The organism is Bacillus mesophilum (genome assembly GCF_008923265.1).
GTDB classification, from domain to species: domain Bacteria; phylum Bacillota; class Bacilli; order Bacillales; family Cytobacillaceae; genus Cytobacillus; species Cytobacillus mesophilum.
Genome location: NZ_WBOT01000002.1, coordinates 249,316 through 265,161 on the forward strand (window position 1 = coordinate 249,316; position 15,846 = coordinate 265,161).

16 protein-coding genes are annotated in these 15,846 nt (G+C 39.9%); 1 reads left to right on the top strand and 15 read right to left on the bottom strand.

Annotated elements, in window-relative coordinates; genetic code table 11:
- Positions 1–162: 162 nt before the first annotated feature.
- From dinG to F7732_RS06140, 11 genes are all read right to left on the bottom strand, one after another.
- Positions 163–2,967 carry an ATP-dependent DNA helicase DinG gene (gene dinG / locus F7732_RS06090; RefSeq protein WP_151573058.1) on the bottom strand — a complete coding sequence of 935 codons (2,805 nt, stop codon included), beginning with the start codon at positions 2,965–2,967 and terminating at the stop codon, positions 163–165.
- Between the two features lie 239 nt (positions 2,968–3,206).
- Complete coding sequence (panD, locus tag F7732_RS06095) at positions 3,207–3,590, bottom strand: aspartate 1-decarboxylase (protein WP_066444252.1); 384 nt, start codon at positions 3,588–3,590, stop codon at positions 3,207–3,209.
- 12 nt (positions 3,591–3,602) lie between these two features.
- On the bottom strand, positions 3,603–4,448 hold the full coding sequence (gene panC / locus F7732_RS06100) for a pantoate--beta-alanine ligase (protein ID WP_151573060.1): 846 nt from the start codon (positions 4,446–4,448) through the stop codon (positions 3,603–3,605).
- Positions 4,445–5,281, bottom strand: coding sequence for a 3-methyl-2-oxobutanoate hydroxymethyltransferase (panB, locus tag F7732_RS06105; RefSeq protein ID WP_151573062.1), 837 nt, complete (start codon positions 5,279–5,281; stop codon positions 4,445–4,447). Before panB ends, panC begins: the two co-directional genes overlap by 4 nt.
- 422 nt (positions 5,282–5,703) lie before the next feature.
- Positions 5,704–6,678, bottom strand: a complete 975-nt coding sequence (locus F7732_RS06110) for a biotin--[acetyl-CoA-carboxylase] ligase (RefSeq protein WP_151573063.1) — start codon at positions 6,676–6,678, stop codon at positions 5,704–5,706.
- Entirely contained in the window at positions 6,657–7,862 is a 1,206-nt protein-coding gene (locus F7732_RS06115; protein ID WP_151573064.1) for a CCA tRNA nucleotidyltransferase, read from the bottom strand. Before F7732_RS06115 ends, F7732_RS06110 begins: the two co-directional genes overlap by 22 nt.
- On the bottom strand, positions 7,852–9,000 hold the full coding sequence (bshA, locus tag F7732_RS06120) for an N-acetyl-alpha-D-glucosaminyl L-malate synthase BshA (protein ID WP_151573066.1): 1,149 nt from the start codon (positions 8,998–9,000) through the stop codon (positions 7,852–7,854). The genes F7732_RS06115 and bshA overlap by 11 nt, the downstream gene beginning before the upstream one ends.
- Position 9,001: 1 nt before the next feature.
- Positions 9,002–9,706 (bottom strand): bacillithiol biosynthesis deacetylase BshB1, encoded by a 705-nt coding sequence (bshB1, locus tag F7732_RS06125; protein WP_151573671.1) that lies wholly within the window; start codon positions 9,704–9,706, stop codon positions 9,002–9,004.
- 1 nt (position 9,707) lies between these two features.
- Entirely contained in the window at positions 9,708–10,118 is a 411-nt protein-coding gene (mgsA, locus tag F7732_RS06130; protein WP_151573067.1) for a methylglyoxal synthase, read from the bottom strand.
- Positions 10,119–10,131: 13 nt separating this feature from the next.
- Entirely contained in the window at positions 10,132–10,935 is an 804-nt protein-coding gene (dapB, locus tag F7732_RS06135; RefSeq protein ID WP_151573068.1) for a 4-hydroxy-tetrahydrodipicolinate reductase, read from the bottom strand.
- Between the two features lies 1 nt (position 10,936).
- Positions 10,937–11,278, bottom strand: a complete 342-nt coding sequence (locus F7732_RS06140) for a nucleotide pyrophosphohydrolase (protein ID WP_151573069.1) — start codon at positions 11,276–11,278, stop codon at positions 10,937–10,939.
- A 166-nt stretch (positions 11,279–11,444) separates the two neighbouring features.
- Here F7732_RS06140 and F7732_RS06145 point away from each other — a divergent pair, with 166 nt between their 5' ends.
- Complete coding sequence (locus tag F7732_RS06145; RefSeq protein ID WP_151573070.1) at positions 11,445–12,317, top strand: YitT family protein; 873 nt, start codon at positions 11,445–11,447, stop codon at positions 12,315–12,317.
- 56 nt (positions 12,318–12,373) lie between these two features.
- Here F7732_RS06145 and F7732_RS06150 read toward each other — a convergent pair whose 3' ends face one another.
- The 4 genes from F7732_RS06150 to lhaT form a co-directional block, all read right to left on the bottom strand.
- The gene (locus tag F7732_RS06150; protein WP_151573071.1) at positions 12,374–13,054 is read right to left on the bottom strand and encodes a zinc metallopeptidase; all 681 of its coding nucleotides are present in this window, start codon (positions 13,052–13,054) and stop codon (positions 12,374–12,376) included.
- 75 nt (positions 13,055–13,129) lie between these two features.
- A complete protein-coding gene (gene ypjB / locus F7732_RS06155; RefSeq protein WP_151573072.1) occupies positions 13,130–13,915 on the bottom strand; it encodes a sporulation protein YpjB in 786 nt (261 codons plus the stop codon).
- A 314-nt stretch (positions 13,916–14,229) separates the two neighbouring features.
- A complete protein-coding gene (gene yunB / locus F7732_RS06160; protein WP_066444210.1) occupies positions 14,230–15,000 on the bottom strand; it encodes a sporulation protein YunB in 771 nt (256 codons plus the stop codon).
- Positions 15,001–15,102: 102 nt separating this feature from the next.
- Positions 15,103–15,702: a lipoprotein heptaprenylglyceryl N-acetyltransferase LhaT gene (gene lhaT / locus F7732_RS06165; RefSeq protein WP_151573073.1), complete on the bottom strand. Its 600-nt coding sequence runs from the start codon at positions 15,700–15,702 to the stop codon at positions 15,103–15,105.
- Positions 15,703–15,846 lie beyond the last annotated feature (144 nt).

Sequence of the window (15,846 nt, forward strand, 5' to 3'; positions counted from 1 at the left end):
TATAACAGCTATACTTCAACGCTGGAATAACCTAAATCAAAAATATTTCTTCTAGTTCAAACACGAAATGGCAAGCTGCGCCTCTATGGCGCAGTGTTTTTTTTTGTATAGCAGACAGATGCAATCCGTTGCCATAGGGTTGTTATTGGAGACGAAAATCTCTTATAGCCATTTTTCAATTAATTGGACTGTTTCATTAATATTTTTTTCTTGAACGTCTATTGCAGGGACAGACTCGAGAAACGCTCTTCCATATTTGGTGGTTACGATTCTCCGATCAAACACTAGTATGAATCCCCGATCCTGTTCTGTTCGGATTAATCTGCCAAAGCCTTGCTTAAAGCGAAGAACTGCCTCCGGAAGGGAATATTCATAAAAAGAATTTCCGCCTTGCTTGCGAATATGTTCTGACTTCTTTGCGTGAATCGGCTCATCAGGCGGCGTAAAAGGCAGGCGCACAATAATTAAGCAGGATAGGTCATCTCCTGGAATGTCGACACCTTCCCAAAAACTGCTTGTGCCAAAAAGAATTGATTTCTCAAAGCGCTGAAAATTTCTCGTTAACCGTGTTCTGCTTCCTCCAGAGATACCTTGTGCAAATAAGGCGTATCCTTCAAGCAGCCCGGATTCTTTAATCAGTTCATATGTTTTCCTAAGCATTTCATATGAGGTAAAGAGGATTAGCATCCTTCCTTTTGTTGCTTCGGAAATCGTGATTATATGTTCCGTTATTGAAGCGACATAATCTTCTAACGGCACCGCATTAATTTCCGGCAAGTCGGTCGGCACTACTAGCTTCATTTGCTTTTTATATTGGAATGGCGAGGGAATCTGATTTAATAAACATTCTTCCTTAGTCAGTCCAATTTGATTAAGAATATATTGGAACGAATGATCCACCACTAAAGTGGCTGAGGTTAAAACAACACTTTCCTTTACAGCAAAGAACCTATCTTTTAGATGTGCTGAAGTCTCAATTGGTTCGGCCAATACAGAAGTCGCATTTTGTGCTGCTCTTTGATCCATTTCAATCCAAATAACAGAATCCTCTTCGTCCCGCAAAAATAAGGAGCGTGTCATTGAGGCGATTTCTTCCAGTTTTGGGACAGACATTGCTGTTTCCTCAAGCAGAATTTTTTCTTCCGGTGCTAAAAAATCCTTTAAAAGAGCTGCTCTTTCTAAGGTCCCGTTGACTGCATGCAGAACATCTATTAATGAAAATAAGAACCTTTCTGCATTGGCTTTTACATATTGACTTTCTTTGATATGGCCAGCATTTTCATATAGTACCTTTATTTTGTTTTGATGACTTTTAACACTACTGTGTCTTTTCGCATAGATTCCAATCATCTTAAACAATTCATCCATACTCTCAGTCAGAGCAGTCATTAGACGACTAAATTCAAGAGGATGAATGGTCTTAACAGAATGAATGGACTGTTTTGATAATCGTTTTTCCAGTTTATTTAGAAGCTGATTCTGTTCAAGCAAGCCAATCTGGCTAAGCAGGATGCGAATCGTCAAATAATCAAACCGTTTTCCGAGGTGCTTTCCTGCAGCCTTTACAAAATGATGTGCCTCATCTACCACAACATGCTGGTATTTAGGGAGCAATGCTTTTTCTGATGTTAAATCCGACAGCAATAAGGAATGGTTGGTGATAATGACACTGGCACCATTTGCCCTTTTTTTTGCACTGCTGTAAAAGTCCCGTGATTTCCACTCTTTCGTTTCAATAAAAACATTAAGATCGTTTTTAATTCGACTCCAGAATAGTGAACCGCCGCTCGATAAATTTAATTCATCCACATCTCCCGTTTTGGTTTCCGTCAGCCACACTAAAATTTGCATTTTTGTTAAAGCCGTATCGTAATTATCTTCTCTTTCCTTAAGTGTGTGCTCAAATTTTTCCATTGAAATATAATGGCCACGACCTTTTATTAACGCTGCGTCCACCTGAAAAGGAAGCATTTTATTCAATTTTGGAATATCATTCGTAAGCAGCTGATCTTGAAGCTGTGTTGTATATGTACTGATAATTATAGGTTTTTGTGTTTCTCTTCCATAATAAACGGCTGGCAGCAGATATGCGATTGATTTTCCGACACCTGTACCGGCTTCAATAAGGGCATGCTTTGATGAACGTAATGCATGATTAACACTGTTCATCATAGTTAATTGCCCTTCTCTTTTCTCGTATCTTTCAAAACCTTTATTTAACACTAATTCTTTATTCAATTGCTCAAAAGTTTCATCTAGTTCGGTCTCATTATTACTAGATCCTTCACTATCTTCTTGCTTGCAAATCGCAATTCCCCTAAATATTTCAAGCATAGGAGGAGTTTCTTCAAGCTTTGTTTCTTTTTGCTGTAGAAGCTCTTCAAGTAAAGTATATAGGTCACTTTTCAAGCCCCCAGATAACCTAAATAGCTGCTTTATCGTTTCTTTGGGCAACTTTTGCAGTTTATTTAATAACAGCAATAAAAGCTCTGCTGTAGCGTATGAATCACTATCCGCCTGATGTGGCCGGTCGTGAATAATTCCGATACTCTGTGATAATTCGGAAAGCTTATAACTGTCTGCTGAAGGAAGCAGAATTCTAGCCAGTTCTACAGTATCTAAGACAGGACCATAAAAGCCGATATAACCTGCATTGATCAGTTCTTCCTGTAAAAAAGATAAATCAAAAAGCACGTTATGAGCGACAAAATAGGCATCTTCTAATAAATCATTGATCTCTTCGGCGATTTCCGAGAAAAATGGTGCTGTCTTCACCATTTGATCTGTTAAGCCAGTCAGTTCCTCAATAAACAGCGGAATAGGCTGGTTTGGATTTACAAGTGATGAATACTCTTTGGTTATTTTCCCGTCTTCTATCACAACTGCTGCAAATTGAATTATTTTATCCCCTTTTTTGGGGGCATTTCCTGTCGTTTCTAAATCAACAACAACATATTTATTACTCATCTCTTACACCTCGGACGTTCTGTCATTAGAACGGTAACATAAAAAAGAAAAAAGAAAAAGGTTTAGCTACTACCACCCAATTGACCATTTTGCTATTCAGCATTAAATCGTTTGTTATATATCCATAGGTGTAGCAAAGGCTGAAGCGGAGAATTTCCCTTCAGCCTTGTTTGCAATTGATCTTTACGATCACAAGCTTATTATATTGGGTTACAGGTACCCATTTCAAGCATCATACTTTACATAACAGTGCTCGCTGGCTCCGCATGCAGCAGCTGCTTGATCACATTATTTTCTCCCATGATTGCTACTTTAGGCTGGTGATCTGCCAGTTTTTCTTCTGCAACAAAAGCATAAGAAATGATGATTACAATGTCCCCTTCATGAACAAGTCTTGCGGCAGCACCATTTACACATATTACGCCGCTTCCTCTTTCACCGGGAATAATATATGTTTCAAATCTTGCTCCGTTATTATTATTAACAATTTGTACTTTTTCATTAGGGAGCATGCCAACTGCATCTAAAATATCACTGTCGATTGTAATGCTTCCCACATAATTCAAGTTTGCCTCTGTTACGGTTGCGCGATGGATTTTTCCGTTCATCATTGTGCGGAACATGAGGATTCCCCCTTAGATGGATATGATTGTATTGTCAATTAAGCGTGCCTTTGTGAATTTCACGGCTAACGCAATAATAATAGTTCCTTTGATTTCTTTCACTGGTTTCAATTCAGGATAGCTGTATAGTTCAATATAATCAATGGTGCCGCTGCTATTTTGCTGAATTCGTTCCCTCATGAATGATAACACCTTTTCAGGGTCTCTTTCACCGTTAATGATTCCCTCTCTTGCTTCATTAAGGGATTTGTTTAAAATGACAGCTTCTTCTCTCTCGTTTGGCTGTAAATAAACATTACGAGAGCTTTTTGCCAGACCATCACTTTCTCTAACCGTTTCAACCGTCTTGAGCGTGACTGGAATATTGTAGTCCGTTATTAGCATATCGATTACCGCGACCTGCTGTGCATCCTTCATGCCAAAATAGGCAAAATCTGGAACAACTATATTAAATAATTTTAATAGAACAGCTGCAACTCCATCAAAATGTCCAGGGCGGGAACGACCGCATAATACGTCTGTTCTGTCCCCGACAGTTACTTTAATGGCTAATGGCCTTGGATACATTTCAGAAGCATCAGGATAAAATAAGTAATCCGCTCCACTTTCTTCCGCCAGCTGGCTGTCACGCTCAAAATCGCGAGGATAGGTGCTCAAATCTTCGTTAGCTCCAAATTGAAGCGGGTTAACAAAGATACTGACCGCAACTACATCGTTTTCCCTGCGTGCTTGTTTGATGAGCGTTAAGTGTCCTTCATGCAGATAGCCCATAGTCGGCACGAAACCAATAGACTTACCTGAGCTCTTCTGTTCCAGCATTGTATTTTGCATTTCTTTTACACTTCGGATGACTTTCATGCTTTTCCTCCATATAAACCTGATAGCTCCTGATCCTTCATCGTAAAGGAGTGCTCATCTTTGGGAAACAGCTTGCCTTTTACTTCGTCTTTATACGCTGAAATAGCGTTCTCCATCATTTCGCCGCTATTTGCATACTGTTTAACGAATTTCGGAACCCTGTCGACTCCATAGGTTAAAATATCGTGATAAACAAGCACTTGTCCATCTGCTCCGGCACCAGCGCCGATTCCAATTACAGGAATACCAATCTGTTTAACAATCTCATCTGTTAACTGTTTCGGAACACATTCAAGTACAATTGCAAAAGCGCCAGCCTCTTCACATTTTTTAGCATCATCGATCAACTTTCGGGCAGCCCCAGCGTTTTTGCCCTGAACTTTATAGCCACCCAGCACACCTACGGATTGTGGTGTTAAGCCAAGATGGGCCATTACCGGCACGCCTGCTTTTGTTAACGCTTTTATATGGGTGATGACATCATCGCCACCCTCTACTTTAACAGCTTGTGCTCCTGTTTCCTGGATAAGGCTAGCCGCATTTAACAGTGTGTCTCTTTCGGATAAATGATAGCTCATGAAAGGCATATCAATCACAATAAACGTGTTTGGTGCACCTCGTTTTACGGCTTTTCCGTGATGAATCATATCAGCCATTGTGACTGGTACGGTTGAATCGTAACCTAAAACAACCATTCCTAATGAATCTCCTACAAGAATCATATCTACTTCAGCATGTTCAGCTTGTTTTGCAGAAGGGTAGTCGTAAGCTGTCAGCATCACTATCTTTTCTTCTGACTCCTTCATTTTCAGAAAATCTGTACTTGTTTTCATTCTGTATCCTCCTCGTTTTGGGGAAGAGGCGATTGATTGACTGTAATGAGATAAAGTGACGAAAATAATAAAACCCTTCAGCATAAGCAGAAGGATTATACATGACGAACTCATTAATGTGTCTCATCCCTCTGTCCCGGTCCATATTGGATCTAGGCAGAACTATTTTCATATAGGATCTTGTTCATAGCTTTTCCATTCAACAATGAAATCATATTAAGAAACAAGCCTACTTTTGAACTTAAAAGGGTGCAGTTCAGCATGGATACTGCCCATCAAAAGTATAGCAATATGTATAAGTTTTGGCTAGAATTTTATTTTGCTGCTGCAGGGCAAAATGTTTTACTTAGTCCCGTTTTCTCCATCGCTATTAGTTACTGAATGGAATCAGAAAAATACCAGGAGAAACATCTCCTGGCCCTTTATAGTTCTATATCTGCGGAATAGATGTGATGCTGTTTCCCGGATTCGTCTTCGATTAAAAGGACTCCATCTTCGGTAATGCCCAACGCTTTACCATGGATGGTTTCACTAATGGACCGGGCGGTTATCTTTTTGCCTATCGTGATGGCATAGCTTTCCCATAATAGCTTAATCGGCTGAAAGCCCTTATCCAAATAGAGCAGATATAGCTTTTCAAGGTGGTATAGAACATGCTGCAGAATCTGGGCACGATCAAGTTGTTTGCCTGCTTCAATGCTCATCGATGTAGCAATAGACTGAAGCTCCTCTGGATAATCCTCGCGTTTTTGATTCACATTTATGCCGATCCCAATGATCACAGCCTGAATTCGATCTGCATCAGCCTGAAGCTCAGTTAAAATGCCTGTTGCCTTCTTTCCATTCAGCAGAATATCATTTGGCCATTTGATGGCTGGATGAAGGCCAGCCTCCTCCATAGCCTGTACAACGGCAACTGCAGTAATCAGCGTTAGCTGTGGAGCCTTTTGCGGGGGAATATTCGGGCGTAATATCACACTCATCCAAATACCCGTATATTTTGGAGAATGCCAGCTCCTGTCCATTCTGCCTCTTCCAGCTACCTGCTCCTCTGCAATGACAATTGTACCTTCCGGTGCGCCTTCTAAAACAAGTCGTGATGCGATTTTTTGGGTAGAGCCGACACTTTCTTCATAATGAATATTCTTCCCAAGCTTGTCTGTCTGAAGGCCAAATCTGATTTCATCCACTCCAATATGGTCTGGAGCTTTTATAATGCGGTATCCTTTTCGTTTAACTGCCTCAAGAATAAATCCTTCTTTTCTTAATTCTTCAATGTGCTTCCACACTGCTGTTCTTGAGCAATTAAGCACATCGGCCAAATGCTGGCCGGATACAAACTCATCTCCGCTTTTTGTAAAAGCATCAAGCATTTTCATTCGGAGCTCTGATTGCATTTCAAAAGCCACTCCTTTATCGATTCCTTGTCATTAGGCAGTTTTTTTAGAATAATGGCTTCTTCAATGCTTTGCAAGTCCGTTTTAATCCATGCTCCCGCCTGCCTGTCTAGCCACTGCATTAACTCATTTCCGGTTACCGGTATTTCACTTTTGTTTTTAACCGGCAAATCCTGGTATTGATCAGCAACACCTTCTAAATGTGCGTTTGCCGGTCTTCCATTCAGGATATTTACGATTTTTTCCACGCTAATCGCAGTATCATAGCCGCATTGATACAAAGTTAATGGCTGCCATGCTGACTGAAGTCGTAAATCCAGCCCATTTTGTATCGCTATGATAACTTTAATTCTTTTGCCCGGCAGCCGCCAGCTTTTTAAAAATGATTGCGCTTCCCGAGCATCCTTTTTAAGAATGTGCACCAGTAATGCCCATCTTTCTTCTATATTTAATGCCGCCATCTCGATCTCTGCAAAATGAATAAGCTGCTGCTTATATGGCAGCAATTCCGGCAAATAATGAAACAACCCGCTATTAACTAACACTCTAATGCCGCCATTGATATTCACTCCAGAGAGGAGCTTTTCAAATTCCGCAAGTTTTCTCTCTACAGCAATATGCTCTAGCAGATGAGCATTTCTTATTAGAGCATTCATCGTATCCTCGCTTATGGTAAAAGAAAGCTGGCTGTGAAAACGGATAGCCCTCATCATGCGTAAGGCATCTTCTTTAAAACGGTCTTCCGCTTTGCCTACGGTTTGAATCACTTTCAGCCGGATATCGTCAACTCCATGAAAAGGATCAATTATTTTTCCATTCGCATTCATGGCAATGGCATTCATGGTAAAATCGCGCCTGCTTAGATCCTCATTTAGACTGCGGATAAAATAAACCTCTGACGGCCTTCTAAAGTCTTTATATTCAGCCTCAGCACGGAAAGTCGTTATTTCGTATGGTATTCCCTCATGCAAAACAGCAACAGTCCCATGTTCAAGGCCAATATCAATGGTTTTGTGAAAGATGGCTTTGACTTCTTCTGGCATTGCTGAGGTGGCAATATCAACATCGGCTATTCGTTTGCCGAGTATATCATCTCTGACCGAGCCGCCAACAAAGTAGGCTTCAAAACCGGCTTCTTCTATTTTTGACAATAAAGGGATTGCCTTTTGAAACTCAGGATTCATTTTTCTCATCCCCAGTAAGCAAGGTTTCATAAATATGTTCATATTGTTCTACAATCATGTCTGCACTAAAATTTTTCTGCACATGTGCAATTGCATTATGAGCAAATTCAGCCTGTTTTTCTGAATTGCTTAAAAGCTCAATCGCTCTTCCTGCCACAGCAGCAATATCACCCAGTTCACAAATAAAACCAGTTTTTTCGTCAGCAATCACTTCCGGCAATCCGCCAATATTAGTCACAATACAGGGAACTCCACAAGCCATAGCCTCCAGTGCTACTAATCCGAAGCTTTCTTTTTCTGATAGTAGGAGCATTAAATCGCTGATTGAATACAAGTCTTCAACATTATCTTGTTTCCCTAAGAAGATGACCTTATCTGACAGCTCTAGTTTCTTTACTAACTTACAAATAGTTGTCATTTCCGGTCCATCTCCAACAAGCAAAAGCTTCGCTGGAATCTTTTCAGCAATCTTGGAAAAAGCATGAATAACATCGGGCACTCGTTTGACTGCACGGAAATTAGAAACATGGATGACCGCTTTTTCGTTCACACCTATTCCTAGTTCTTTGCGAAGGTGTGAAGCTTCTACTTTTTTATACACCCGTTCATCAATAAAGTTGTAGACTGCTTCGATCGGTTTATCTGGTTTAATTAAATCATATGTTTGTGCAATCAGCGCATTTGAAACGGCTGTTACAGCATCAGATTTCTCAATGCCAAATTTTATTGCATCTGTCAGCGACGGATCATAGCCAAGAACGGTGATGTCTGTTCCGTGGAGGGTCGTGACAATTTTGACATCCCGTCCGCTCATTTGTTTTGCTAAAATGGCACAAACGGCATGAGGGATTGCATAGTGAACATGCAATAAATCAAGGTCTTCCCGTTTAATAACCTCAGCCATTTTGCTGGCTAGCGCAATATCATATGGTGCATACTGAAAAACAGAATATTGATTTACATCTACTTGATGATAAAAAATATTATGATACATTTTCTTCAAACGAAATGGCAGGCTTGAGGAAATAAAATGGATTTCATGACCTCTTTCAGCCAGCATTTTTCCGAGCTCAGTCGCGACGACCCCCGACCCGCCAACTGTCGGATAGCAAGTAATGCCTATTTTTAATTTTTTCATGTTATTCTCCAAATAAATCTGAATTTATGACAAGCGGGTTTTTGGACTTAAAACCTTCTGCATATAGCACTCCGGCTTGTGTTCCATGTAACTTTTCGCGCGCCTGAATCATCTCTATATACCCGTTTACAAGCGGAGTATCTATCGTATGTTCATCTTTTATAAATTGACTTTTATAAGCATTTAAACTGGCCGTTTTCTGTTCCATATACTCTGATATATCAATGAGAAAATCAGGTTTTACTGTGCTGTTGATCAGATAAAAGTATGTATTTTTCACTTTATGGGCTTCACCGTTCGCAGAATATTTTTTGATGCCAGCAGAAAAAACGGCTTCTTCTACTAATCGTGCACAATTGCCATGATCAGGATGACGATCATCCCAATATGGAGCAAAAACAATCTGCGGTTTGTATTTGCGAATCATTTCTGCCGCTGCCTGGATATAGGAGGCTGTTAAAAATAAGCCGCGGTCGGGAAGATCAAGTGTTTCCCGAACTGTAACGCCAAGGATTTCCGCTGCTTCCTTCGCTTCCCTATTTCTTATTTCAACAGTACCATTAGAGGATAATTCAGCTTTAGTCAAATCACAAATAACAACTTTTTTGCCCTGCTTGGTGTATTTAGCGATTGTAGCACCCATCCCAATTTCAACATCATCTGCATGGGCGCCAAATGCTAATAAATCAATGTGGTGGTCTTCCATTTTATTCACCTTTATCTCCGTTTGCAACCGAACGCCAAGCTAAATCTCCTCTATCCAGACCTTTAATGAGCATCTCAGCAGTTCCCATATTCGTAGCAAGCGGCACAGCATAAACATCACATAAACGAAGCAATGCCGTTACGTCAGGTTCATGCGGCTGCGCTGTTAAAGGGTCTCGGAAGAATAGCACCATATCCATTTTGTTATTAGCGATCATTGCCCCAATTTCCTGATCTCCGCCAAGCGGGCCTGATTGAAAACGATGAACCTGCAGTCCTGTCTCATCCATGATCCGCTGCCCAGTTGTACCGGTTGCAAATAAATTATGACTTGACAAGCTCCCCTTATATGCAGTCGCAAAACGCATCATATCATCTTTCTTTTTATCATGTGCGATTAATGCAATATTCATCTTAACCCCCACCTTATTCAATAATATTTTCTAATCCGTATACAAGCGTATCTATTTTCACAACCGTATCGACCGCAAGCTTTACACCTGACATAAAGGATGCCCTGTTATATGAATCATGTCTAATCGTTAATGTTTGCCCGTCTGCACCAAACATAACCTGCTGATGAGCAATTAACCCAGGAAGGCGGACAGAGTGAATATGCATGCCGTCATAATTCGCTCCTCTTGCACCTTTAATAGTCTCTTTTTCTTCTGGATGGCCCTGCTGTTTTGTTTCCCTTACTTCTGCAATCATCTCAGCCGTTTTTACGGCTGTTCCAGATGGAGCATCAAGCTTCTGATCATGGTGCAATTCGATAATCTCCACATCTTGAAAGTATCTGCCTGCCATTTGAGAGAATTTCATCATTAGAACAGCACCTAAAGCGAAATTAGGAGCGATAATACAGCCAATGCCTTTATCATGACATAGTTCTTCCAGTTCCTGAAGCTGTTCTTTTGTAAAGCCAGTCGTACCTACTACAGGTCTTACGCCATGCTCAAGTGCTGTTTTTGTATGCAGCATACCCACTTCAGGAGTTGTTAAATCAATCAAGACATCAGGCTGCACCTCTTGCATTAGCAATTGCACATCTGAATACACTGGAACTTCCATCCCTGCAAAGCCATCAGAATCGCTTAATAAACCTCCCCCGTTTTTGTGATCTAAAACAGCTGCAAGTTCATATCCTTCTGTTTCTTTTACAAGCAGGACAGCTTCTCTTCCCATTCGGCCGCGCGGACCTGCAATAGCAATCTTTAAATTGGTTGTCATCTTATTGTTCTCCTTCTTCAATTCTTGTCCAGCGATCTTTATCCCGTGTATTAAATTTATGCATCACTCTGTCGTGAGCATCCTGCAAATCAATATGTAAGGAGTTTGCCATGCAAATGAGGACAAAAAGGACATCTCCCATTTCTTCTTCTATCGCTTTTTCATCTTCACTATTCTTTTTTGGCTTTTCTCCATAATGATGATTAATTTCTCTTGCCAGTTCTCCCAGCTCTTCTGTTAATCTCGCCGTCATGGCAAGCGGACTGAAATAACCTTCTTTAAATTGACTTATGTAATTATCTACTTCTTTTTGGAGCTCTTTCATTGTTTTATGTTTATTCATTTGTTTTCACCACCAAACTTATATGTGACTGCACCCTTTCATGTTAGCTAAATACTCCAAGTTTTACAAACATTTTTGACGTTTTTCTGCTGAACGGCACGATGTTGCTCTTCCAATTTCTATCCTATATAATAATGTGAGCTAAATAAGGAAGTGGAGGGGTTTTATGGTATTTGGTTTGAAACTTAAAAACATATTCTTTATTTTATTGGGCTCTGCTATCTTTTCCTTCGGGATTGTTCATTTTAATATGCAAAATAATTTAGCAGAAGGCGGTTTTACAGGAATCACCCTCCTTTTATATTTCTTGTGGGAATGGGATCCATCTTATACGAATTTAATCTTGAATATTCCGCTTTTTTTTATTGGCTGGAAGCTTCTTGGGAGAAGTGTCTTTTTATATACCATTATTGGAACATTTAGTGTTTCCATTTTTCTGTGGATATTCCAGCGCTACCAGATTAATATGCCGCTTAATGATGATCTTACCTTAGCTGCCCTCTTTGCAGGTGTTTTTATCGGTATTGGCCTTGGAATCATTTTTCGTTATGGTGGGACTACAGGCGGAGTTGATATTATCGCAAGACTTGCCAATAAATATGCAGGCATAAGTATGGGTAAGGCAATGTTTATGTTTGACGCTGTCGTTATTGCACTTTCTCTAATATTCTATTTAACGTATCAAGAAGCCATGTATACCCTTGTTGCAGTCTTTATTGGCGCACGAGTGATTGATTTTATGCAGGAAGGAGCATATGCCGCAAGAGGAGCGATGATCATTTCTGAAAACACCGGTCAAATCGCAGATAAGATTATGAAAGAAATGGATCGTGGTGCGACCGTATTACGAGGCTATGGACCATACACGAAGAAGGATAAAGAAGTATTATACTGTGTTGTTGCCCGCAATGAAATCGTCAAACTGAAAAGCGTAATAACGTCAGTTGATCCGCACGCTTTTGTTTCGGTCACTGTTGTTCACGATGTCCTGGGAGAAGGATTTACACTTGATGAAAATAAAAAGCCAATTGAAAGATAAAATAGAATTACACAAATATAAAAATACCAGGCCATCACCGACCTGGTATTTCTTTTTTATTCAGACCTCTGCATACCTGTGTATATGAGTACTAAACGCAATAGCTCCAAAACAGCTACTGCAGCTGCAGCAACATATGTTAACGCTGCGGCATTTAGTACCTTTTTTGTTTCACGTTCTTCATCATTGCGGATCACACCAAGGGAAACGACTTGATCCATGGCACGATTGGAGGCGTTAAACTCAACTGGCAGGGTAACAACTTGAAATAATACAGCCCCAGCCATAAAGAGAATTCCCAGCAGGACAAAACCACTGGCTCCTGCAAAAAAACCAATCATAATTAAGATCCATGAAAAGTTAGAACCTATATTTGCTACCGGAACAAGTGTATGACGCAATCTTAAAAACGAATAACTCTCTGCATCCTGTATAGCATGACCTACTTCATGGGCAGCAATGGCTGCAGCAGCCACTGAGTGACCATGATAGTTACCTGAAGAGAGTCTAACCGCTTTAGTTCTTGGATCATAGTGGTCTGTAAGCTGACCTCGCACTTCAGATACACTTACATCGTAAAGTCCATTTGCATCTAATATTCTTCTTGCGACCTCTGCACCTGTCATATGGGAAGAGGATGCTACTTTAGAATATTTATTGTAAGCTCCTTTTACCTTAAACTGTGCCCAGATCGGAATGATGATAATTATGGCAAAGTATATCAAATATGCTCCCATAATAACCCCTCCTGTTATTTACCTTCTAGTTGTTATCTTCCCCTTATGGCCTCTCGTGGAAACATAGAAATTATATTAACTCTCTTGCTTCTTTTGTTTTCTCTTGTCACCGTTATATTTTCTCCAGCCTACATAGGATAATGTAAGTATAATGATGCTGCCTGTCGAAATGATTACCCACCAAAGAGATGGATCCGCTTCATCCTCTGTCATATCCTCAAATATGGACTGCAGGTCGGCTTCCAATGCTTCCAGCTGCTCATTCGGTTGTCCTGATGATATAATATTCGGACGGTATTGGTCAATATATTGAACCTGTGTATCAACATTTTGCATTCTCTCAGGAGATATATCGAGCTTCATGCTTGGATATACAACATGATATAAGTTTAAAAAGGAATTATAGCTAACATGAAATTTTTCAGTGTCTCCCCTTTCTGCCGCCTCTTTGGCATCATTAAAAACAGATAAGATCGGTGATTCCATTTCAGTCCACATTGGCTGATATGTAGATGTTACAGCATCCATAACAAGACGAAATTTTGTTAGGCTATTTACTCTGTCCGTGTAGTTCATTTCAGAACTCACAGCAGCCTTAAGCGCTTCATGATGAGTGGACGTTACTGCTCTTAGTTCTTCAGATGTAAATGGCCGCTCATTTCCTGTCGCATATACATATTGTTCCGAGAAATAGTCAAGCAGCCTTTTAGCATCATCATATCGCTTCAATTTCATCATTTGAAGTGCTTCGTCCGATATCTCATTTAATTTATCAACAGGTGAACTGCTTTCTGCATACACCGAAAACGGCATAAGAATTAAAAATAATATGCTTAACAATAGTAAATATGGTTTCTTCATACCTTGTCCCTCCTCTAATCCCTATTAAAAAATGTATGAGAAAATGGACAAGGCTAGAACATGAAAAATGATTGAAGTGATCAATTCCATATAGAGAGAGTATATTCTTTTTCACGCCCTCTGGTGCATGCCTTCTGTGGGCAGATGCTGAACATCCTCCGGCTATCTATATGCGGAGACTCATCCAGAAGGAATCTCTTATGATCCTGTTTCGATCATCAAATTATATTCTAAAATGACTTAAACGAACCATAAAAAAACCAAAGAACGCTATAGCTACATTCTCTGGCTTTACTTTCCTATATACGGCAATATCAACTACCGCCTTGCGGAATGATGACAGGGTTAACATCTCCTTGCCCGCTGCTTCCGCCATTAAAATATTGAGGAACCTTACCCGGATAAAATAAATCGCCAACTTTCACCGAGTTTTCCATAACGATATCACGTTCAACAAGCGGGATGATGACCTTCATTTGCACTTGAACCTTCACATAAACTTCGAGATATGTATTGTTTATGCCAGTTTCAAGAATTTTCGTTTCCACATTTGACATTGAGTGACCTAAAAGTTCAAATTTAATTGGCACTTTTGGACCCAGATTAGAGAATAATGTTTGCTTTGTAGCCATTCCAAGCGGGATTCGATAGATAATCCCTTTTTCCTTATGAGAAGCTTCATAATCAATATAAGAATCATTTCGAAAGGCTTCAAATTGCTCTAATTCACCCTGCTCAACTAAATCCAGATATTCCTGCACCATCCGGTTCGTATCTGACATCACTTTGTTTACAACCTGCTGATTAAAGCTGTAAGGCGCATTTTCACCATCACCATGGCGAACAATTAATTCGTTTACATCGATCGTTTCCGATAATTCCTTTGTAATGGCATCATTAATGGCTTGAGCTGAGAATTGCTTCGCACGCGTTTCAGCAATATCCATTAATACTGGTTCAATTTGTTCATCAATCATAAGAAGACCAAAAAAAGTAAGAAGGACAAAAAGGATTAACGAAATGAAGAATACATGCTTAGCTGGTAAAGGTCCTTTAAACAGTCCCTTCCTCTTTCTTCTGAACACATGAAACCCTCCCTTTGTACAATATATGATTGTACAGGGAAAATAAAACAAGTATCGTCTCTTATCCCGACAATTTCATGCCCTTATACAGTCTAGCGATCCTTAATTACTTGTAATACTTAATTGAAAGGATTTTTTTCGCAAACATAAGTAATAGGTCAGTGCTATACAGAAAATACTGAGCCAAAATGTAAAGTATCCGATTTCAGGTATGTATAAATCCAGGGTTGGATATCTTGGCAGCATAAAAAAGACATAATCAATCACGTCATTATGCAAGGTCCAAACTCCTGCAGCAACTAAGTGCCATGTTTTCAAACGATAAAAAGGAGCGTATAAGATCCCTTGAACTGCCATAGCACCATGTGAAAAAATCAGCATAAGAGCCGCAGGCTGAATATCACCAGTGACTTGGAAGACAAGCAGATTCATAACAACCGCCCAAACACCGTATTTCACTAAGGTCACAATGGCAAGAGCTTCAAACAGCGGCCAATTTTTCCCCAGCAAAAAAGCAATAAGAACAAATACAAAAAACAAACTTGCAGTAGGACTATCCGGAACAAACGGGAGAAAATGCAGCGGTGTTTCGACAAGCTGCCCTTCATACCATATATAACCGTAAATAGTTCCTCCTAAGTTAATTAATAAGAGTAATAATAGAATGGTACGATTAGCAAAAAACGGATATAGCCACTTCATAACTTACCTCATCTCTACCTAAATTTCTCTTTTATCATAAAGTATTCCATTTACAACAGCAACATAAAGGCTATAGCTTTTTGGTTATGTATTACTCAGCAGAAGGTTCAGAACCATAAAAAGAACCGGCAGTCAATTGACATA